The 22,070-nt window shown below is 34.4% G+C and carries 21 protein-coding genes; 10 read left to right on the top strand and 11 right to left on the bottom strand.

Going from position 1 to position 22,070, the window contains the following annotated elements:
* Window positions 1-143 precede the first annotated feature (143 nt).
* Genes ACPF9A_RS13890 through ACPF9A_RS13880 form a run of 3 tightly spaced genes read left to right on the top strand, consistent with a single transcriptional unit; the run spans window position 144 to window position 2,596 of the window.
* Window positions 144-1,202, top strand: a complete 1,059-nt coding sequence (locus tag ACPF9A_RS13890; protein ID WP_423997861.1) for a 3-oxoacyl-ACP synthase III family protein — start codon at window positions 144-146, stop codon at window positions 1,200-1,202.
* A gap of 2 nt (window positions 1,203-1,204) precedes the next feature.
* On the top strand, window positions 1,205-1,726 hold the full coding sequence (locus ACPF9A_RS13885; protein WP_423997859.1) for a methyltransferase: 522 nt from the start codon (window positions 1,205-1,207) through the stop codon (window positions 1,724-1,726).
* A gap of 15 nt (window positions 1,727-1,741) precedes the next feature.
* Window positions 1,742-2,596, top strand: a complete 855-nt coding sequence (locus ACPF9A_RS13880; protein ID WP_423997857.1) for a glycosyltransferase family 2 protein — start codon at window positions 1,742-1,744, stop codon at window positions 2,594-2,596.
* A 49-nt stretch (window positions 2,597-2,645) separates the two neighbouring features.
* Here the strand turns inward: ACPF9A_RS13880 and ACPF9A_RS13875 are convergent, their stop codons facing one another.
* The 7 genes from ACPF9A_RS13875 to ACPF9A_RS13845 all read right to left on the bottom strand — a co-directional run bounded on the left by ACPF9A_RS13875 (window position 2,646) and on the right by ACPF9A_RS13845 (window position 9,841).
* Window positions 2,646-3,155 (bottom strand): OmpH family outer membrane protein, encoded by a 510-nt coding sequence (locus ACPF9A_RS13875; protein WP_423997855.1) that lies wholly within the window; start codon window positions 3,153-3,155, stop codon window positions 2,646-2,648.
* Window positions 3,156-3,207: 52 nt separating this feature from the next.
* Window positions 3,208-4,041: an OmpH family outer membrane protein gene (locus tag ACPF9A_RS13870; RefSeq protein WP_423997853.1), complete on the bottom strand. Its 834-nt coding sequence runs from the start codon at window positions 4,039-4,041 to the stop codon at window positions 3,208-3,210.
* A 103-nt stretch (window positions 4,042-4,144) separates the two neighbouring features.
* Complete coding sequence (locus tag ACPF9A_RS13865) at window positions 4,145-6,748, bottom strand: BamA/OMP85 family outer membrane protein (RefSeq protein WP_424004485.1); 2,604 nt, start codon at window positions 6,746-6,748, stop codon at window positions 4,145-4,147.
* Window positions 6,749-6,752: 4 nt separating this feature from the next.
* Entirely contained in the window at window positions 6,753-7,493 is a 741-nt protein-coding gene (locus ACPF9A_RS13860) for an isoprenyl transferase (RefSeq protein WP_423997851.1), read from the bottom strand.
* 8 nt (window positions 7,494-7,501) lie between these two features.
* Window positions 7,502-8,188, bottom strand: a complete 687-nt coding sequence (locus ACPF9A_RS13855) for a DUF6089 family protein (RefSeq protein WP_423997849.1) — start codon at window positions 8,186-8,188, stop codon at window positions 7,502-7,504.
* Between the two features lie 113 nt (window positions 8,189-8,301).
* Window positions 8,302-9,183 carry an NAD kinase gene (locus ACPF9A_RS13850; RefSeq protein ID WP_423997847.1) on the bottom strand — a complete coding sequence of 294 codons (882 nt, stop codon included), beginning with the start codon at window positions 9,181-9,183 and terminating at the stop codon, window positions 8,302-8,304.
* Between the two features lies 1 nt (window position 9,184).
* Window positions 9,185-9,841 carry a CBS domain-containing protein gene (locus ACPF9A_RS13845; RefSeq protein ID WP_423997845.1) on the bottom strand — a complete coding sequence of 219 codons (657 nt, stop codon included), beginning with the start codon at window positions 9,839-9,841 and terminating at the stop codon, window positions 9,185-9,187.
* Between the two features lie 92 nt (window positions 9,842-9,933).
* Between ACPF9A_RS13845 and ACPF9A_RS13840 the strand changes: the two genes are divergently transcribed.
* The 6 genes from ACPF9A_RS13840 to clpX all read left to right on the top strand — a co-directional run bounded on the left by ACPF9A_RS13840 (window position 9,934) and on the right by clpX (window position 15,312).
* Entirely contained in the window at window positions 9,934-10,647 is a 714-nt protein-coding gene (locus ACPF9A_RS13840) for a pyridoxine 5'-phosphate synthase (RefSeq protein ID WP_423997843.1), read from the top strand.
* Window positions 10,644-11,420: an alpha/beta fold hydrolase gene (locus ACPF9A_RS13835; RefSeq protein WP_423997841.1), complete on the top strand. Its 777-nt coding sequence runs from the start codon at window positions 10,644-10,646 to the stop codon at window positions 11,418-11,420. Before ACPF9A_RS13840 ends, ACPF9A_RS13835 begins: the two co-directional genes overlap by 4 nt.
* A 29-nt stretch (window positions 11,421-11,449) precedes the next feature.
* Complete coding sequence (locus ACPF9A_RS13830) at window positions 11,450-11,797, top strand: phage holin family protein (RefSeq protein ID WP_423997839.1); 348 nt, start codon at window positions 11,450-11,452, stop codon at window positions 11,795-11,797.
* 100 nt (window positions 11,798-11,897) lie between these two features.
* Complete coding sequence (tig, locus tag ACPF9A_RS13825) at window positions 11,898-13,220, top strand: trigger factor (protein WP_423997837.1); 1,323 nt, start codon at window positions 11,898-11,900, stop codon at window positions 13,218-13,220.
* 88 nt (window positions 13,221-13,308) lie between these two features.
* On the top strand, window positions 13,309-13,989 hold the full coding sequence (gene clpP / locus ACPF9A_RS13820) for an ATP-dependent Clp endopeptidase proteolytic subunit ClpP (protein WP_423997835.1): 681 nt from the start codon (window positions 13,309-13,311) through the stop codon (window positions 13,987-13,989).
* Window positions 13,990-14,076: 87 nt separating this feature from the next.
* Window positions 14,077-15,312 (top strand): ATP-dependent Clp protease ATP-binding subunit ClpX, encoded by a 1,236-nt coding sequence (gene clpX / locus ACPF9A_RS13815; protein ID WP_423997833.1) that lies wholly within the window; start codon window positions 14,077-14,079, stop codon window positions 15,310-15,312.
* A gap of 79 nt (window positions 15,313-15,391) precedes the next feature.
* Here the strand turns inward: clpX and ACPF9A_RS13810 are convergent, their stop codons facing one another.
* Together ACPF9A_RS13810 and ACPF9A_RS13805 are read right to left on the bottom strand one after the other, a co-directional pair.
* Window positions 15,392-15,949 (bottom strand): hypothetical protein, encoded by a 558-nt coding sequence (locus tag ACPF9A_RS13810; RefSeq protein ID WP_423997831.1) that lies wholly within the window; start codon window positions 15,947-15,949, stop codon window positions 15,392-15,394.
* Between the two features lie 253 nt (window positions 15,950-16,202).
* A complete protein-coding gene (locus ACPF9A_RS13805) occupies window positions 16,203-17,717 on the bottom strand; it encodes a GH3 auxin-responsive promoter family protein (RefSeq protein ID WP_423997829.1) in 1,515 nt (504 codons plus the stop codon).
* Between the two features lie 79 nt (window positions 17,718-17,796).
* Between ACPF9A_RS13805 and ACPF9A_RS13800 the strand changes: the two genes are divergently transcribed.
* Window positions 17,797-18,591: a DUF2797 domain-containing protein gene (locus ACPF9A_RS13800; RefSeq protein WP_423997827.1), complete on the top strand. Its 795-nt coding sequence runs from the start codon at window positions 17,797-17,799 to the stop codon at window positions 18,589-18,591.
* Here ACPF9A_RS13800 and ACPF9A_RS13795 read toward each other — a convergent pair.
* A complete protein-coding gene (locus ACPF9A_RS13795; protein ID WP_423997825.1) occupies window positions 18,584-21,322 on the bottom strand; it encodes an AsmA-like C-terminal region-containing protein in 2,739 nt (912 codons plus the stop codon). The genes ACPF9A_RS13800 and ACPF9A_RS13795 overlap by 8 nt on opposite strands.
* A gap of 30 nt (window positions 21,323-21,352) precedes the next feature.
* Complete coding sequence (locus tag ACPF9A_RS13790) at window positions 21,353-22,069, bottom strand: queuosine precursor transporter (RefSeq protein ID WP_423997823.1); 717 nt, start codon at window positions 22,067-22,069, stop codon at window positions 21,353-21,355.
* Window position 22,070 lies beyond the last annotated feature (1 nt).

The raw sequence follows: 22,070 nt of genomic DNA, 5'->3' as shown, positions 1-22,070 counted from the left end.
GTAAGCCTTTTCGAGAAATCGAAGAGGCTTTTTTAATTAAGCTTACTTTCAACAATCTTCATTGAGCATCGTAAATTTTACTATGCATGCATATTATATTTTAACAATTTGCTTAAATTTCGGTTACAATTCAATTATTTAAAATGAGCATATCAATTACGGGAACAGGAAGCTATATACCTGAATTAAAAGTTTCCAATGAAGATTTCAATAATCATAATTTTTTAAATCTAGACGGTACTACTTTTAAACACAATAATGAAGTCATTATTGAGAAGTTTAAAGCCATAACCGGTATAGAAGAAAGACGATATGCTCCTCAAAAATACACCACATCTAACTTGGCTTTTTTTGCTGCAGAAAAGGCAATTGAAAATGCACAGATAGATAAAGAAACTTTAGATTATATAATTGTAGCTCATAATTTTGGAGACTTAAAAGAGGGGTATATTCAAGGCGATACCCTACCCAGTTTAGCTACTAGAGTAAAACACCAATTACAGATAAAAAATCCGAAATGTGTTGCTTACGATTTAATCTTTGGCTGCCCAGGTTGGCTCGAAGGTATGATACAAGCCAATGCTTTTATTAAGAGTGGTATTGCAAAAAAATGCTTGGTCATTGGTGCTGAAACCCTATCAAGAATAGTAGATGATTTCGACCGTGATTCTATGATATATTCTGATGGCGCAGGTGCTGCGGTAGTGGAAAAATCTGATGATGGTGGCGAAATAATAGCACACGAATCTGCTACTTACGCAAACGATGAAGCTAATTTTCTGTTTTTCGGAGAAACCTATGATAAGGACGATGACAAAAAGAAATTCTACATTAAAATGCATGGTAGAAAAATATATGAATTTGCGGTAACCAATGTACCTGCGGCGATGGCATCATGTCTAGACAATAGTGGTATTAGCATTGACGAGGTGAAAAAAATATTTATTCACCAAGCCAATGAAAAAATGGATGAGGCAATCGTAAAACGCTTCTACAAAATTTACGGTAAAGAAATGCCTGAAGGTGTTATGCCAATGAGTATTTCAAAGTTAGGCAATAGCTCTGTTGCGACCATACCCACTTTATACGACCTTGTAAAAAACGGTAAATTAGAAAATCAGGAAATTAAAAAGGGAGATGTTGTTATCTTTGCTAGTGTTGGCGCCGGAATGAACGTCAATGCAATGGTATACAGAATCTAAACATGTACGAAAACAGCTTTCCGAACAAACGATATAAGCATACACTTCATTTTTTACGCAAACATATTACCACCGACGAATCTATTTTAGATTTAGGTGTCGATAATCCATTCGCCAAAATAATGAAAGCAGACGGTTATTCTGTAGCGAATACTGAAGGTGAAGATTTAGATATCAATTATAGCACAGTAAGTAATACTAACGCTGAAGTAATTACTGCATTCGAAATTTTTGAACATCTTTTAGCTCCGCTAAACTTATTATCTAACACCAAGGCTACTAAATTAGTTGCCAGTATCCCGCTAAAATTATGGTTTTCCCCTGCTTACAGAAGTAAAACCGATAAATGGGATAGACATTACCATGAATTTGAAGATTGGCAGTTCGATTGGTTGTTGGAGAAAGCCGGCTGGGAAATTCAAGATTCTCAGAAATGGGCACATCCTGTCAAAAAAATAGGATTTAGGCCTTTTCTACGATTATTCACTCCAAGGTATTATATTGTATACGCTACCAAAAAATAAGAGACTATAATTCATATGAATTACTATATAGTTATTCCTATACATAACGAAGAGGCTTTTTTAAATAGCACCTTAGACTCTATTTTACTGCAGACATTAGCTGCAAAACAGGTTATTCTAGTTAATGATAATTCTACGGATCGCACAGAAAACATCATAGATCAATACTGTACAATGAGTAACCTGTTTCAAAAGGTAAACACTACTTCGTCTACACAGCACATGCCCGGCAGTAAAGTTATTAATGCGTTTAACAAGGGACTTGAATTGTTAGACGACAACTATGATTTTATTGTAAAATTAGATGCCGATATTATTTTACCATCTAATTACTTTGATGTTATTAGTCAGCACTTCGAAAAAAATCAAATTTTAGGCATCTGTGGTGGATTCATCTACGAACAGAATAATGCCAAAGAATGGATTTTAAATCACCCAATGGATAAAGATCATGTTAGAGGCGCCATCAAAGCCTATTCTAAAGCTTGTTTTAAGGCAATAGGAGGATTGAAGAACGCAATGGGATGGGATACGGTAGATGAGCTCTTAGCTCAGTTTTACGGCTATTCATTACAAACAGATGCAACACTTAAAGTAAAACATTTAAGACCCACAGGAAAAGCATATAATGCCAAAGCAAAGAAGTTACAAGGTAAAGCAATGTACACTATGCGTTATGGATTCATAATCACCTGTATTGCCTCTATGAAAATGGCAATGAAAAACAGATCCATAAATTCATTTTGGAACAATATCATGGGTTATATACAAGCCGCCCAAAATAACACTGCTTATCTAGTAACAGAAGAAGAAGGTAAGTTCATTAAAAATCTACGTTGGACAAATATTAAGAGAAAAATCAAAGCATAAAAAAAGCCATCATATAGATGGCTTTTATTTTATTGTATTAGTTCTCTAATTAGAAACCTAATTGTTTTTTAACATCAGCTAAAAGGTCTTTACCTTTTGCTACGATTAGACCACCACCCGCTTGCGCATCGATAACGTAGTCAAAACCTTGTGCAGCTGCAACTTTTTCAATAGCCGCTTTAGCTTTTTCAGAAATAGGAGCGAATAACTCGCCTTGCTTCTTTTGAAATTCTTGTTGAGCTCTTTGTTGAGCCTCACCAATATTCTTTTCGTAGCCTTGTAACTCTATAGCTCTTTTTTCGTTCTCTTCTTTAGACTTAGAGGCTGCTTCGTTTTGGTACTGTGTGTACTTGTTACGCAACTCTGTCATTGAACCTTCGATATCTGCATTATAAGTTTCTTGCAATTTCTTAAGTTCAGCTTCTGCAGATTTCATTTCTGGCATTGCAGATAATAATTGAGTAACGTCTATATGAGCTACCTTACTTTGGGCATTTACAAAACTTGTTGTTGCTACGAACAACAATAAGGCTACCGCAATTTGTTTTACTTGTTTCATGAGTGTAATTTTAATTCTAATTGAGTGTTAATTTTATGGTCGTTAAACCTATTTAAATAGTACCGTTATTATCATCTTTTTCGGTATCGCTATTTCTCTCTTTTAATTTTTCTTGCTTCTTAGCATCGCGCTCCTCTAACAATTTCTTTCTTCTCTCTTCGTACGCTTTTTTGCGCTCTTCTCGCAATTTCAGTTGTTCGGCTTTCGTGTCGGCCGCACTTTTCTCTCTAGTTTCTGCTGCTTGGGCCGCTTTATCTAAACGATCCTGTAATGCCTCACTAACCTCTTCTTCCTCTTCGCCTTCAAAATCATCTAATCTACTAAGATCTTCTGATTTTTTAGTTGGTTTGCTAGTTTTTCTTGTCCTAGCAATACCTCTTAATACCAAATCACTGATATCATGTCTTTTTTCAGAATACAACATTACAACATCCGCAGATTTATCAAAAATAAAATCATACTTTTTATTCGCGCCAATTGATTGTACTTCATTGAACACTTGATCTTGAATTGGCTGTATTAGCCTTCGCTTCTGCAACACTAAATCTCCCTGTGGCCCGAAACGATCTTGTTGATACTCGATCATTTCTCGCTCTAAAATTTGAATCTCCTCTTCGCGCTCAGCAATTAGCTCTGGAGTCAATAGCACTTTTTCTGCCATTAAATCTTTCTTCATTTGCTCCACCACACTTTGCTTCTGCTCTACTTCGACCTTCCAACGTTGTACTTTAGTTTCTAACTGTTCGGTCGCTTCTCTGTACTCATCTACATTCTGTAAAATGTACTCCATATCTACGTAGGCCATTCTTACCCCTCTTTGGGCAAAACCCTGTATTGTCATGAAGATGACCGAAACTACTAATAGAACTTTTGTTTTTGTACTCATTGTTAATGTCGTTTAATCCTATAGAAAATATCGTGCCAAAATTACTAAATCTTTTAAAATTAAAGGATTAGCACTAAGCACGATTTTAATAATTCAATGAAAATTAAAACTGTTGACCAATAATGAAGTGTGTTTGCCATCCGCTTGGACCTTGCCCAGCAGATTGTGGTCTTAGATCCTCATCGAATCCGTAACCAAAATCAATACCCAACAAACCAAATGCTGGCATAAAGATTCGCAGCCCCACACCGGCCGATCGTTTTAATTCAAACGGATTAAAGTCCTGAAAATTGTTGAACGAATTACCACCCTCTAAAAATGCCAGTCCGTAAATAGATGCCGAAGGCTTCAATGTTAATGGGTAACGTAATTCTAATGAGAATTTATTGTAAATTAATGCACCATCTGGTGTATTAGAATCATTTGAATATGGTGTAATAGACTGGTTGTCATACCCTCTAAGTTGTACGACATCTCTACCATCTAATGTAAAATTACCTAAACCGTCACCACCCACATAAAATCTTTCGAAAGGCACATTACCAACAGCACTATTATAGCTGCCTAAAAAGCCAAATTCAGCATTTGTTTTCAACACCAATTTATCTACTAACGTAGTATACCAATCTCCTTTAAATTTTACTTTATAATATTCCAATAACCTAAAACGTTCTTGATCGATAGATGATAATTCAGCTTGATCAGTTGCACTAAGACCAACAGTATTTTTCTCTAGCTCTAGTTCTTCAGATCTATTTTTTAATGCTCTAAAATCTTTATTACTGAATAACGACCAAGGCGGTGTAAATTTAGCAGACAATTCAAATGTCGATCCAGACATCGGAAAAATACGACTAGGCCCTTGAGAACTTCTTGAAATACCGAAAGTATATGCTACAGAATTGGCCTTACCGTCACCAAAGTTAAATAGACCGATGTTGTAATTTCTAAAATCATACAATTGGTAACTCAGTGAATGAGATATGGTAAAGAAATCATCTGGCCATTGTACACGTTTTGCCAAACCAGCTGTAATACCTGTTATAGAAAATTGCTGATCTTTATCGACCTCAATGTTACCATTATTGCCATAAGTAGCATTAAACTGCTGTGTTCTAGACATACTTAAGTTAAAACGTACTGGCTTTTTACCCCCTAACCATGGCTCAGCAAAATTTAAGCTGTATACCCTGTAGGTACGACTTGCCTGTAAACGAAGTGCAAAGGTTTGACCATCACCCATAGGCACAGGCTTGTACTTTTCACCTTTAAATAAATTCTGTATAGAGAAGTTACTAAAAGACAACCCTAATGTACCGATGAAGCCACCGCCACCATAACCACCTTGTAATTCTATTTGACTAGATCCAGATTCTACCAAATTCCATGCTAAGTCAACAGTACCTTCATTAGGGTTTGCATTTAACACATCTGGTGTTATTTGTTCGGCATCGAAAAAGCCAAGCTGACCCAATTCTCTAATAGTTCTGATAATATCAGCTTTATTATACTTTTGACCTGGTCTTGTACGAAGTTCACGATAGATAACATGGTCATTCGTTTTATCGTTACCAGAAACGGTAACGTGATCTAAGAACGTTTCTTTACCTTCTATAATTCTTATTTCAAAATCAATAGTATCATTAGCAGCTGAAATCTCTACTGGATTAATCGTTGAAAATAAGTATCCGTTATTTTGATAAAGGCTTGTAACATCAGTTGGATCTGGCTTAGAGTTATCTGCAATTCTTTCGCGCAGTAAAACTCCATTATAAGTATCACCTTTTTTAATACCCAGAACTTGATTTAATTGACGGTCGGTGTATACTGTATTACCTACAAAGTCGATATTACCAAAATAGTACTTATCACCTTCTTCAACTTTAATTTTAATATCGATATTATTTTCATCAACCTTAATAATAGAATCAGATATTACCCTTGCATCTCGGTACCCATTTTCGGCGAATTTATCAACCAATAACCCAAGATCCTCTTCGTAATCTTCTTGAATGTATTTAGATTTTTTCCAGAAACGACCAAATTTCTTCTGCTTTGTGCTCTTTAAAGCCTTGCGTAACTTCTTGTCGGCTAACTGCTCGTTACCTTCAAAAATAATGTCACGAATTTTAACCTTATCACCTTTATTGACATTTACCACCATACTTTGAGTATTGGTATCGGTAGTGTCTTTAGATGTTGCAATGGTTACATCGGCATTTAAATACCCTTGCTTCTTATATTTATTGGCTATGTAGTTCTTAGAATTAGAAATTAAACTTTCGGTAATCTTCTTTCCTTTCTTAAGATCAGTATCCTTAATTAATCCTTCGATTTTACCTTTTTTAACACCGTAAAATTTTACATTAGTTAAAGTTGGCCTTTCTATAATATTAAGTTCTAGGAAAACGGTATTTTCTTCTATGTTAGTTATAAAAAACTCGATCTCGCTAAAAAGCTCAAGACCCCATAATTTCTTAATAACCTCGCTAATTTGCTCTCCTGGCAAAGTAATAGGTTGCCCTACTCTAAGACCGGTATACGTTTTAACGGTTTGTTCATTATAGCTTTGTAGCCCCGTAACATCTAATCCTCCTAAAATATAGCTTTTGCCGTCCTCATAGGAAGCATCCTGTGCGGCGGCAAAAAAGGTGGTTAAAAATAAAAGGGTAGTTAAAAAGTGGTTCAAGGATATGAACCTGGCCATATCTTTAAGTGAGTTGTTCGCTTGTTTTTCCAAATCTTCGTTCTCTGTTCTGGTAATTTTTTATGGCTTCCACCAAGTGGTGCTCTCTAAAATCAGGCCAATATACATCAATAAAATATAACTCTGCATACGCTATTTGCCATAATAGAAAATTGCTGATCCGATGTTCTCCACTAGTACGGATAAGCAAGTCTACGTCTGGTAAATCGTGCGTGTAAAGATGGCTATTAATAATTTCTTGGTCAATGTTTTCAATTGAAATTATATTATTTTTAACTTTGGCGCTTATCTCTTTCACCATAGACTGCAGCTCTTCGCGTGCACCATAACTCAAAGCTAAAGTCAACGTCATGCCTGTGTTTTGCTTAGTTTGATCCATTACTTCGACCAACTCTTTATAAGCCTTAGAAGGCAGTGCATCTATGTTACCGATGGTATTTAAACGAATGTTGTTTTTGTTAAAAGTTTTAAGTTCTTTCTTTAATGAAGACACCAATAAGCGCATAAGAGTTTGCACTTCTATCTTTGGTCTGTTCCAATTTTCTGTAGAAAACGTATATAATGTTAGGTAATCGATCTTTAGCTGAACGCATTGTTCAACAATAATTCTGACAGTTTTTACACCATGTTCGTGACCAAAAACTCTTAGTTTACCACGTTCTTTTGCCCACCTACCGTTACCATCCATGATAATAGCAAGGTGCTTTGGTACATTCAGTTTGTCAATATCGTTTATATCACTCATCTTAAAATTTACTCAAAACAATCCATACAAGGCTTTCTACCAAAGGTATAAGTTAGTGTTAAACCAGAAAAAACATACCAGTCATCACTAAAAATATTACCGAATTGAAATTCTTCAAAGTTAGAACCTTCAGGATTACTACCATCTAGGTTATCTGTAAAGGTATATCTAGCACCAATTTCGCCCCCAAAAATAAGAAACTGATTGATACGATATTTAAAACCTACGGTCATTGGTACTGCAAAACTACCTTCTTTTTGATTGATATCTTGAAGAAGACCACCATTAAAGTATTGATAATCATATCTAAAATACGTAAGACCTGTATATAAATAAGGAGTAAAAGCTGGCCCGAGTTTATGTAAATTATATTCTACAAAGTTAAATTCTAGACCAACAGAACCTTCTAAAATAGAATTATCTACTACATACCCTCTTTGTTGTCTTGCTGTAGAATTAGATTTAGTATCATCGGCAGTAAATTTACCATAGGTTAAACTACCACGCCATGCATACCTCTTGCTTATGTTCCATTTAAACAATCCGCCAAAAGCAATATTAGACGGCAAAAGATAATCTGTTTTACCAACATCACTAATAGTATTGGCACCACCCGCAAAAATACCCACTTCATACGTCTGCGCCTGCAAACCTGAAAGTGAAAAAAGTAATACTAATAACGTTATGTAACGCATAAAATAGATTTTATAATTATCGCAGATATCATATTGAATATTGAAAAAGCAATAATTTTTATGTTCTCAAAAGATAAACAGTGATTAAGGACAATTATTGTTTTAAAGTGGGCTCAATTTCGCCTATCCTCACCCCAAAGCAGCTTATTCCTAAGGGTCTTTAAAAAACTTTCTGAAGTATATTCTATCATTTTGATAGTAAAAGGAGCTTTACTAATGGTTATTTCTTCACCATTTTCTAATGATGCTATTCTTGAATCTAAAGAAACCAAGTGGTTTTCTTCTCTACCAGACACCTTTAATCGAATTACGGTATCATCTGAAATTACCAGAGGCCTCGCGTTTAAGTTATGCGGAGCTATAGGTGTTAATACTAATGATTTTGCCGTTGGCACAATTACCGGGCCACCACAACTTAATGAGTAGCCAGTAGAACCTGTTGGCGTCGAAATAATTAGACCATCTGCCCAATAAGAGGTTAGGTATTCATTATTTAAATAAGTCTCGACCGTTATCATAGAAGTGGTATCTTTTCTACTAACGGTAATTTCGTTCAATGCAAAATTAAGATCTCCGAATTCTACATCAAGCTCTTTTGTATTTAACTGAACTAAACTACGTTCAACAACAGTATATGCACCTTGCTTAAACTCTTGAACTACTTTTCTAACATCTTCTTTTTTGAAGGTGGAAAGAAAACCTAACCTACCGGTATTTACACCAACAATAGGAATACCTAAATCTTTAACAAAAGTAGTAGCCCTTAATATAGTACCATCGCCACCAAAACTAACGAACATATCGAAAGATGCATTTAAACCTTCGTCAATAGTAAACACAGGAAATGTCTGAGCTGTATTGTTCGTTCTATATAAATCGTAAAAATCTTTTTCAATATAAACTTCGGCAGAGACCTTACTTAACTCATCTAATAATTCGATAAGATATTCAATAGCATTATCTTGATATGTTTGACCGTATATAGCTACTTTCATATTAAACATTAAGATATTTCTCTAAATAGTCTGACCGGTTCTTTAAATCTTCAAGAAACTCATCGTCGCTATTTCCGAATATAATATTATAGTTATATCGTCTAAAAGTCTGCACTACCTTATTATAATTATTCGCAGTAATCTTTAGGGTCACTTGAATAATATCATTTTGGGTGTCAGAAATAAAACCACCATAAAGCTTAGCGTTATTACTTTCAACTATTTGGGCAATCTGGCTAAACGAATAGTCTTTGACTCCGGTTGCAACAACCAAAATACTACCTGGATCAGTAAAAAAAGGCATATCTATAAAGACAGATACAATATCCGTAAGGCAGTAATAGCCAGTAACCTCTTCTTTTTCATTTAAAACAGGCAAAAGATTGGCTTCATTACGTGCAAATACCTCTAAAACATCTAACCAATTGGTATCTCGACGCACAAAAAAACTTTGCAGTTCATATCTAAATTCATCGATTTTAGCATCCGGTTGTAATCCGTCTGCATCATTTTCAGAAAAAAGTCCTAAAAACCGTCCGTCGTCTAAAATAGCCACATGAGAATAGGTAGAGTCTTGAAAAAATTCTACAACTTTTTCAGTGGTATCTTTAATATCGAATACCGGTAAATTTGTAATGATATGTTCTTGAATATCCATAAGCCTATATATAACGCAAAATAACAATTAATAATATCAAAAGGCGTGCCTTATTCGTATTTTTGAAGCTCTTAAAAGGTAAATAAGACATAATGACAAAACTTAGCGTTAACGTGAACAAAATTGCAACTCTCAGAAATGCCCGTGGTGGCAATGTTCCAGATTTGCTTAAAGTTGCAAACGATTTAGAGGGCTTTGGCGCACAAGGCATCACAATACACCCAAGGCCAGACGAACGCCATATTAGATACCAAGATGCCAGAGATTTAAAAAAAACGGTGAAGACAGAATTTAATATCGAGGGTAATCCTGTTCCTAAATTTATAGCACTAGTTCTAGAGGTTACCCCTGAGCAGGTAACATTGGTTCCCGATTCTGTAGATGCCATTACCTCAAATGCTGGTTGGAATACTATAAAGTATAAAGATTTTTTAACCGATGTTATCAAAACCTTTAAAGACGCTGGTATTCGCACATCAATATTTGTTGATCCAGACCCAACAATGATTGAAGGTGCAAAAGCAGTGGGCGCAGATAGAATAGAATTATACACTGAAAGTTACGCCGCCGATTACGAGAAAAATAAAGAAGAAGCAATAAAACCTTTTATTATAGCTGCCCAAAAAGCTAATGAATTAGGTATTGGCATTAACGCCGGTCATGATTTAAGCTTAGATAATATTGAATATTTTGCTAAAAACATACCTAATTTATTAGAGGTATCTATCGGCCATGCACTTATTAGCGAGGCGCTTTATTTAGGTTTAGACAATGTAGTAAACATGTATTTACACAGATTAAAATGAAGCAAATTTTACATTCGGTAATTTTAGGCGAAGGCAAACCGTTGTGTATTTTACACGGATTTCTAGGGATGCTCGACAATTGGAAAACTTTAGGAACTTTATATGCAGAAAATGGATATTGTGTCCACTTAATCGACCAAAGAAATCATGGTAAAAGTTTTCATTCTCCAGATTTTAATTATGATATTTTAGCGGACGACCTTCTTAACTACCTAGACGAACACGATATTACAAGTACCGCTTTAATAGGTCATTCTATGGGCGGAAAAACGGCAATGCAATTTGCATGCACATACCCTGAGCGAGTCAATAGATTGCTCGTCGCAGATATCGCTCCAAAATATTACCCACCACATCATCAAGATATTATTAATGGTTTAAACGCTATAGATACCTCTAATTTAAAATCTCGTAATGATGCCGACCAACAGTTAAAAAAACACATCTCAAACCCAGGTATACGTCAGTTTTTATTGAAAAATCTTGATAGAGATGAAAATAAAAAATTGTGTTTCAAATTTAACTTAGAAGTTTTAAGTGAAAAGATGGAAGAAATTGGCGACAATATCAATAGCACCGATAGCTACGACGGACCTACATTATTTTTAAGAGGAGATAAATCTGAATATGTTACCAAAAATGATGCAGAAATCATTCGTAGACATTTTCCAAAGGCAACAGTAGAAACCATAGATAATGCGGGTCATTGGTTACATGCTGAAAACCCTGATCAATTTTTTGAAAAATCACTTACCTTTCTAAACCAAGCATAAATAACTATAATAATTTAAAACCAAAACTCATGAAACTAATTTTAAGAATCCTTTTAAGCGCCGTTGCCGTTATCATATTGGCAAATATATTACCAAACGTATCTGTAGATGGTTTTACGACCGCCGTTATCGTAGCTGTAGTATTAAGTCTTTTAAATCTATTGGTTAAACCAATATTAGTTATTCTAACACTGCCTGTAACCGTAATTACCTTTGGTCTTTTTCTATTGATTATTAATGCGATTATCATACTTTTAGCAGATAAACTTATTGATGGTTTTTCGGTCGGAAACATTTGGTGGGCATTGATTTTTAGCCTCTTGCTATCGTTTTTACAATCAATCTTTTTTACACTACTAAAAGATGACAAGTCGTAGTTGCTTGTGATTTGAAATTCAATACTTTAAAAAATTGGTTGACTTTGCAAAATATAGTATTTTTGCATCCCATTTTATACATGCAAATAGATATTAAGGAATGAATATTACGAAAGAGCAGATAGACGATTTAAATGCAGTAGTTAAAGTTGCTATCACAAAAGAAGATTACCAAGATAAGGTAGATACCATTTTAAAGGATTATAGAAAACAAGCTAATATTCCTGGCTTTAGAAAAGGTCAAGTTCCTATGGGCCTTATAAAAAAGCAATATGGTAAAGCTGTATTGGTTGATGAAGTAAATAAATTGTTGCAAGACAATCTAAACAAATATTTAACCGAAGAAAAATTAGATGTTCTTGGTAACCCTTTACCAAAACAACAAGATAATTTTGATTGGGATAAAGAGGAATTGGCTTTTGAATTCGAATTAGGTTTAGCACCTAATTTTGAAGTTTCATTGAAAACTAAAAATGCCATTACCCAGTACAAAATAGTTGCAGATAAGAAAATGATCGACGAGCAAGTTGAGCGTATTCAAAAGCAATATGGTAAACTTGTAAGTAAAGATGTCGTTAGCAAGAATGATGAAGTAAGTGGTACTTTCACTAACGAGGCTGAAGAAATCGATAACAAAACCATGCTTGAAACTGATAAGTTGAAAAGTAAAAAAGCTTTAGATGCGTTGAAAGGCAAGAAAGTTGGTGATGTTGTTACCTTACAAACAAAAGGTCTATTTAATGAAGATTATTTGTTATCAAGTGCTTTAGGCATTGATAAACAAAAAGCTGAATCTTTAGATACCGAAGTTACTTTCACTATTTCTGAAATTAACGAAAGAGAAGCTGCTGAATTAAATCAAGAATTGTTCGATAAACTTTTTGGCCCTGACAGCGTAAAATCTGAAAAGGAATTAAAAGAACGTATCAAAGAAGATTCTGAAAAGCAATTCGAACAACAGTCCGATCAAAAATTATTGAACGACGTAACCGAATATTTCATTGACAACACCAAATTTGAATTACCAACCGGTTTCTTAACCAAGTGGATTCAAATGACAGGTGAAGAGCCTTTATCTGAAGAGCAAGCTGTTGAAGAATATGCTAAATCTGAAAAAGGTTTACGTTACCAACTTATTGAAGGTAAAATAATTCGTGAAAACGAGTTACAAGTTCAGTTCGATGAATTGAAAGAATTCTCTAAAGGATTTATTCGTTCGCAAATGGCTCAATTTGGTCAATTGGATCCAAAAGAAGAAGAGTTAGACAATATAGCAGCGCGTGTTCTTGGTAACCAAGATGAAGTGAAAAGACTTTCAGAACAATTGATGAGTCAGAAATTATTGAATCTTTACAAAGAAAAAGCGAATCTTAATACAAAGGAAGTTACCTATGAAAATTTCGTGAAAGAAGTTTACGGATAAATTCCAAACAATAAATTAAGTATCTTTACGGTGCCGGAAATAAAATTTTCGGCACCTTTTTTTACTCTAAAATATAGACATACAATTTATGGATTACGGAAAAGAATTCAAGAATTTCGCTATAAACGATCAAGGCATTAGCAGCACTTATTACGATTCTATAATGAGCAGCATGTACCCAACGAACATGACGCCAAACATTATTGAAGAGCGTTCTATGAATATTGTTGCAATGGACGTTTATTCGCGTTTAATGATGGATCGCATCATTTTTATGGGTACTGGTATTAATGACCAAGTAGCCAACATTATTCAAGCACAATTATTGTTTTTAGCAAGTGTTGACGCTAAAAAAGATATTCAAATTTACATCAACTCACCAGGTGGTAGTGTATACGCAGGTTTAGGTATTTATGATACTATGCAGTTCATTACACCAGATGTTGCAACTATTTGTACAGGTATGGCAGCTTCTATGGGTGCAGTACTTTTATGCGCAGGTGAAAAAGGAAAACGTAGCGGTCTGCAACACTCTCGTGTTATGATCCACCAACCAATGGGCGGTGCTCAAGGGCAAGCTAGTGATATTGAAATTACTGCTAGAGAGATATTGAAATTGAAAGAAGAACTATATCAAATTATAGCAGAACACTCTGGTAGTGATATTGAAAAAGTTCGTGACGATAGTGACCGTGATTACTGGATGAAGGCCGATGAAGCTCTTAAATACGGTATGATTGATGAAATTTTGGTAAGGGAAAAGAAGTAAATCCGACTAATTGAATCAAATAAATTAATGATTTTTAAACCAAAAACGATTTTTGATCGTTAAGGAATAGAATAGAGAAGATAGATAATGGCAAAGGAAAATTTAGAGTGTTCATTTTGCGGTAGAAAAAAACCAGAAACCAATTTATTGATTGCTGGTCTTGATGCCCATATTTGTGATCGCTGTATTGAGCAAGCTCACGGTATAGTTGCCGAAGAGTCAAAACAGACAAAGACCAACGATCTTTCTTCTGAACTTGTTCTAAAAAAACCCCAAGAAATAAAGGAATTTTTAGACACTTTTATCATAGGGCAAGATCGTACTAAAAAGGTAATGTCTGTAGCTGTTTACAACCACTATAAAAGGTTACTACAACCTTCTTCAAAAGAAGATGATATAGAAATTCAAAAAAGTAACATTATAATGGTTGGGCAAACCGGTACCGGTAAAACCCTTATGGCAAAAACCATTGCTAAATTACTTAATGTCCCATTGGCCATTGTTGATGCGACAGTATTGACCGAAGCTGGTTATGTTGGTGAAGATGTAGAAAGTATTCTTACACGTCTTTTACAAGCAGCAGATTACAATCTAGAAAAAGCAGAAAGAGGTATCGTTTTTATTGATGAAATCGATAAAATTGCGCGTAAAGGCGATAATCCTTCTATTACAAGAGATGTATCTGGAGAAGGTGTTCAACAAGGTCTTTTAAAATTATTGGAAGGTACAGTTGTGAATGTTCCACCTAAAGGTGGAAGAAAGCACCCAGATCAAAAATTCATCGAAGTAAATACCGAAAATATCTTATTTATTGCCGGTGGAGCTTTTGATGGTATCGAACGTGCTATTACAAAACGTTTGAATATGCAAGCTGTTGGTTATAGTGCTTCAAAATCTGATAGCTTTTTAGATGATAGTAATTTATTACAATACATCATACCAAGAGATTTGAAAGATTTCGGACTTATACCTGAAATTATTGGTAGACTTCCTGTTCTTACGCACATGAATCCGTTAGACAAAAAGACATTAAGAGCTATTTTAACCGAGCCCAAGAATGCGATTATAAAACAATACGAAAAGTTGTTTGCAATGGATGATATTACTTTCACCATTACAGATCAAGCTTTAGATTATATCGTAGAGAAAGCAATAGAGTATAAACTTGGAGCTAGAGGTTTAAGATCTTTGTGCGAGGCCATTTTTACTGACGCAATGTTCGAAATGCCAAGTACAGGTGATGAAAACTTTAAAGTAACAAAACCTTATGCCGAAGAAATGTTATCACACGATACCATTAAAAAGCTAAAGGCTGTTTCATAATACCTCAGCAAATAATTGAATATAAAAAAAGCGAAGATTTACATCTTCGCTTTTTTTATGCTTTATACTTTTATGTATTTCAAACCACTTTTTTAATCTGTGGTGTAATTTGTGTTACTTCTTGTAATAGATCCATACATACCTTCTGAATGATTTTCTCATCGGTGTATAATGTATGTCCGTAATTAGGTAATACTTCCATATCTATCCCTAATTTATCTGCCCATTCATCACTTGGTTTAAACTCATCATTAGCTCCGTACACCAATTGAAAAGGTACATTAGGTCGGTCGTTATTTCTACGTATTCTCGTAGGAGATACGCCATATAAAGACTTAACGGGTAAACCTCTCTTGGCAGCTTCCCAAACAATGGTAGCGCCTGTGCTAAAAGCAAGATAATAACAAGCTTCTGTTTCTTTTTTTAATAAATGTGAAGCAGCAGTATCCGTACCACCTTCTATAAAGGCATTGTGTACATTCTCTTCAGTTTGAATGAGAATATCTAGATTTGCCAGTTGTTGACTATCGTAAAAAGTAATGTCGAAATACTGTTGTAGATACCCTAAATATGAAGTAATCCATAAACCTTTCTTAGCGCCCCACATATCGGAAACGATCACTAATTTGTCTGCCATAATAATAGTATTTATAGTTTGGTTAAGTTTTGCTTCAGCAAGTTGAAATAATAACTGCACTTACAACCATTTAATTGTTTAGCGGGTTAAAAATATCGTTGTAGTCCCTAATATTGATACTTAATAGAACTAAAAAAGCTACAATTATGTTGTAAGGCAAAAGCCACCTTAACTAAGGCAAATGTATGGCAAGTAATGAGGAAATATGTAAAATTGTTGTGATTAGGGTAATAATTGGTGTGAATAGAGATAATTACTTGTTTATTCGTAAAAGTTCTTCTAAATAATCTCTCTTATTTGACAATCTAGGAATTTTATGCTGCCCACCAAGCTTATCATTTAACTTCAACCAATCATAGAACAAGTTCTCTCGTGCTATGTGTACCAAAGGTGAATTCAGTGTAATATTATTTAACCTTTTGGCTTCATAATCTGAATTAAGAGATTTTAAGGCATTGTCAAAAATCTCTACAAAGGCACTAAAGTCTTGCGGCAAGGTTCTAAATTCCATAATCCACTCATGGGCACCTTTTTCTTTACCCACCATAAAAACAGGTCCGGCAGTATAATCTATAATTTCAGCTCCCGTTTTTGCACAGGCTATTTTTAATGCCTCTTCTGCATTTTCGATAATCAATTCTTCACCAAAAACATTAATATGATGTTTGGTACGCCCAGTTACCTTAATACGGTATGGACTTTTAGAAGTAAAACGAACGGTATCCCCTATTCTATACCTCCATAATCCTGAATTTGTAGTAATTACTATAGCGTAATTTACACCCAACTCAACATCCCATAAAGCAATCGCCTCTTCATTTAGTGCACCATAAACATCCATAGGGATAAACTCATAGAAAATTCCGTAGTCCAACATCAAAAGCAAATCATCGGCACCATTTCTGTCTTGAATAGCAAAAAAGCCTTCAGAGGCATTGTAAATTTCGTAGTATCTGAAATTACTATTCGGTAATATTTTTTTGTATTGCTCTTTATAAGGACTAAAATTCACTCCGCCGTGAAAGTACACTTCTAAATTTTCCCAAACTTGAAACAGATTCTCATTGCCCGTTTCTTCAAGAACTTTGTTCATTAACACCAACATCCAAGACGGTACGCCTGCCAAACTAGTTACATTTTCTTGAACACTTTCATGAATGATAGCCATAAGCTTACTTTCCCACTCGCTCATTAAAGAAACCTTATTACTAGGCGTGCTACTGTACTCTGCCCACAAAGGCATGTTATCTATAAGAATTGCAGATAAGTCACCAAATAACGACCCATTATCCTCGTACAGCTCTTTACTACCACCTAAACGCAAACTTTTACCGGTAAATAATTGTGAATTTTCATTATTATTTAAATACAGGCACAATAAATCTTTGCTGGATTTGTAATGACAATCTTCTAAGGCCTCTCCGCTAACAGGTATAAACTTACTTTTCGCATCTGTAGTGCCACTACTTTTAGCGAACAATTTTACTTTAGTAGGCCAAAATAAATTTTGCTCCCCTTTTCTAGTACGTTCAATTATAGGCTGAATTTCTTCATAAGAAACTATAGGTAAGCGTTCTTTAAAATCTGCATATGAACCTATCGAATCAAAATCATAGGTTCTACCAATTTCAGTGTCTTCAGCAAATTCAAGCAATTGCAATAAAACCTCTTCTTGAACCTCTTCAGGGTATTTTAAAAAAAGTTCGATTTGATGAAAACGTTTTTTCAGTAACCAAGAGGCAATTGAATTAAATAGGGTAATTGGCATTTATAGGTATCTTTGTATTGCTAAAAGTAGCGCATCTTACTATCATTTTCAAATTGAACATTCAATAAGCCGAAATTACATGCAATACGAGGGAGTACTTAGAAAAATGCAGACAGAAATAGGAAGTCCGATTCAATATTACATGTTGTTCGAATCAGATTTTTTGAATGTTAATCAAGTTTTGGACAAAAATGTAAAAATAAATTTCATTAAGCATCAATGCCTAAACTGCGGTAATGACCGACCTATTTATAGACAAGGATTTTGCAGAACCTGCTTTTTTGAAATACCATCTGCCGGAGATTGGATCATGCGCCCAGAATTAAGTAAAGCGCACTTAGACCAAGAAGACCGAGATTTAGCGTATGAAAAAAAAGTACAATTGCAACCACATATTGTATACTTGGCTAATTCAAGCAATGTAAAAGTGGGTGTCACCAGAAAAGGACAAATACCAACAAGGTGGATTGACCAGGGTGCTCATGAAGCCATTGAAATTGTCGAAGTACCAAATAGGTATTTAGCAGGTATAACTGAAGTTGCCCTAAAAGACCATGTAGGTGATAAAACAAATTGGCGCACCATGCTTACCAATACCGTTGTTGACGAGAATCTTCAAGAATGGCGAGATAAATTAAAACAATATTTACCCGAAGAGGCATTACCCTATTTTCTAGCAACTAATTCAGAAACCGAATTAGAATTTCCGGTATTACAATATCCTACGAAAGTAAAAAGTTTAAATCTTAGCAAAACACCAACCTTTGAGGGTAAGTTAAAAGGTATAAAAGGGCAATACCTCATCTTTGAAGATAATACCGTCTTTAACGTAAGAGGCAGTGAAGGCTATTATGTAGGATTAACCATTAGTTAGTAGAATCTTTCTTCTTCTTTCCTAAAAATCCTCCTAAAATATCTTTTGCCTTTTCTTTAACCGCTTCTTTATCAGTCTTAACAGGAATAGAATCTTTTTTGACCGCAGTAGATGTGGTGTCCTTTTTGGTAGCTAAAATTCCGCCTAAAATATCTTTTGCAGCTGTTTTAGTGTCAGTCGATTTTTGACTGGTAGAATCTGTCGTTGTTTTATTACCACTTATTAAACCACCAATTAAATCTTTTGCTTTATCGGTTCCTTTTGCTATAAGCTTTTGCTTTTCAACCTCAATAAGCTTTGTCGTTAATTGCTTTACGCCTGAAGTCATATCAGTAGTAACTGTTGGACTATTATATAAACCGCCAATATTAGCGATAACAGGTATCGTTAAATCAGCCAAAGAAGGATCATCAATCTTAGCAATTAACTTGGTAATATCTGACCCTAAATATTTGGCAGGCACTTGTAAAGTAGCTTTATAATTTAATTTCTGATCAAAAGAATGGTTACCATCAACGTTAATTGCTATTTCCTTATAATTTATAGTAAAAGGTTTAACTACTACAATACCATCTTTAAAAGATAAAGATGTCTTAAGGTCCTTTAAATTTAGCTGTTTAAGATCTATAAAATTCAATTTCGACACTAATGAGTTCAACACCGGCGAAGCTTCGGTATTCACTTCTTCAGTCATAATATCAGCAAACATGTCTCCGCTCAATGATAAAAGATTTGGCATTAAATCGTCAGTTAAATTACCTGACAAAGAAATGTCTGAAGTTAATTTACCATTCAACATCTTAGCAATAGGCGCAATGGTCTTGAACAAATCAACAGAAGCAAATGTTTCTTGAATACCAAGTTGATTTAAATCTAACTTCATATTAAAAGTAGGTATCTCATTTTTCGTAGACACGTCGCCATTAAATGAGATTTTACCCCCAAACATACCCGCGGTCATATTGCTTAAGGTAGCGGTTTCATCTTTAATCTTTAAAACCCCTTTAACATCACTTAATACGATATCATCATACAATACTTTTTTCGCATCTGCATTAATGGTCGCATCTAAAAAAGATGGAATTTTAATTTTTTCTTCTTGTACGACTCCACCAGAAGTGGACTTACTCTCATTTGTAGTTGCAGGTACTTCTGCTTCAGCAACCATAAAATCACTTAAAGCAAAAGAATTCGATTTAAGGTTGAAATTACCCTCTACCTTTTCATCATTGAACATAAAACCTAAAAGGTTATTAATAGTACCTATTGCATCAAAATCGGTCGTACCTGTTGTACCGTTTAATTGATTTAAGGTAACAGTCTTTGGATTAAAAGTTAATTTGGCGGTATTGAACTTAATTGGGTTTGCCAATTCATTTGAATTATATTCAAAATTGGTTACACTTAAATCCCCGGTAGTATTTGTTTTCTCATATTGTTGTTTTTCAACGGATGCCATATCAAAAGCAGTCGTAATATCTGCTTTTAACAGCCCTTTTAAATTATACTCTGCAGGCACAGGGTAAGCTTTTGAGATATTTGCCAAGTTCATAGCACCATCAATATGTGCTTTTACCTTTGTATTACCCATAAGCTCTGTAATATGCGAAGTAAGGTTGAACTTATCTTCATCAATCATAAAAGAAGCCTTATTAATATCGACATAAGTATCTTCTGTAATACCAGTCTTATTATTCAATTGAATATCAAAAAACACATTACGAACCGCTTTCGGTAAATCTGGATATTTGAAAGAAGCATTATCAGATTTAATCTCAATATTAAATTTCGGAATATGAGTGTCATCAACAATACCGTTAAAATTACCATTAACAACAAAATCGCCTGTAGTACTTACGGTTGCAATATCTTTAGAATAAATTTCAGGAATTACCCCTAAGAAGTTTTTAAAATCTGACGAGGGCGTTTTAAAGGTTAAATCTACTTCTTGATTAGTTTCATTTAGTTTCACAAAACCATCGAATACCAATGGCAGTTGGTTAAGCAAAGCTTCATTCTTTAAAAAAGAGTATTTATTTTCATTTAAATCGATACCAATAAGCGCGTCTAATTTTATTTTATTCTTGTTTAGATAGTTTACACTATCCATTTCTAAAGAAATAAATGCATCGGTATGTGTATCTAATTCTGAAGTAGCCAATGATAAATCTCCAGTTCCTTTATGCTGAAAATCATCTAACTTAAAAGTTATACCTGTAGAATAGTCGGTATAGTAAATTCTTGAGTTCGTTATTTCATAAGACTGTAGGTCAAAAGCAAATCCGTCGGTTGTACTTGGCTCTTCAACAGCTGTTGCAGTTTCTGAAGCCATGGCGATATCGTAATTAGCATTTTCTTCTTTATCAACAACAATATTGACCAAAGCTCCATCTAAATTTATATTGTTAATGGCAATAGCATCACCAGTACCTTTAAACAATTGCATGATACCCATGGTCAAATCTAAATTAGCTGCTTTAAACAAGGTATCACCCTCAAAAGGAGCCTTATTTATTAAAACTACATCTTTAAAATTCACCTCTGCATTCGGAAAACTTCGTACCAAACTTAAATTTGCTTCAGAAAAATCTAGCGTAGCATTCACATTATTATTGACATTATTTTTAATTATATCGCCAATTTTAGCCTCTAAGAAAAAAGGTGCCGCAACAATTACGACAATGATTAATAATAGAAGTACTCCAACAATTTTTAAAATTTTCTTACCCATCGTATATTTTTATACAGTTTATTAATGCTATTACTCTAAAACATCTAAGTCCAATTCTTCATTTGGCTTTAGGTTAAAACGCTTTCTCATAATATATACGAAGAAATAGAGAAAAGGGGTGTCAAAAAATGCTATAAAAATCTTAAAAATAAATCCGCTAACTACGAGTCCGAAAAAAAGATCCCACGGTAATACTTTGAAGACACATAACAACCCCACAACGGTAAACGTATCTAGAAATTGTGATAGAAATGTAGAAAAATTATTACGCAACCATAAATACTTGCCTTTGGTCAATTTTTTCCAGAAATGATATATAGCTACATCTACATATTGCGCCAGTAAATATGCCATCATAGAAGCTAAAACGGCTATTGGCGACAAGGCAAAAACATGTGTAAAAGTTTCATCATTTATAGGTGAAGAAGGAATTGCAGGAGCAACTTCTGCCAATAAAATAATGCCCATAGAAAAGAAAGAAGCAAAAATACCGGCAGTAACAATTTGGTTTGCCATCTTTCTACCATAAATCTCTGATATGAGATCAGTTATTAAAAAAGTTATGGGATAAGGCAAAATACCTACGGATACTTCAAAAAGCGAAACCCCAAAAACAGTGAAATCCCCGAAGGGATTCCAATAAAAAAACTTTTGAAATATGAGGTTAGAAACTACTAGAGAAGTTATAAATAAAGCCCCTAGATACAAATAAATACGTTGTGCTAGATTTCTGTCCTTTAAGGTCATA

The sequence above is a fragment of the Maribacter sp. IgM3_T14_3 genome (genome assembly GCF_049603095.1).
Classification (GTDB): domain Bacteria; phylum Bacteroidota; class Bacteroidia; order Flavobacteriales; family Flavobacteriaceae; genus Maribacter.
The sequence above is the reverse complement of the archived record's forward strand: the minus strand, read 5'-3'. Positions and strand labels throughout refer to the sequence as shown.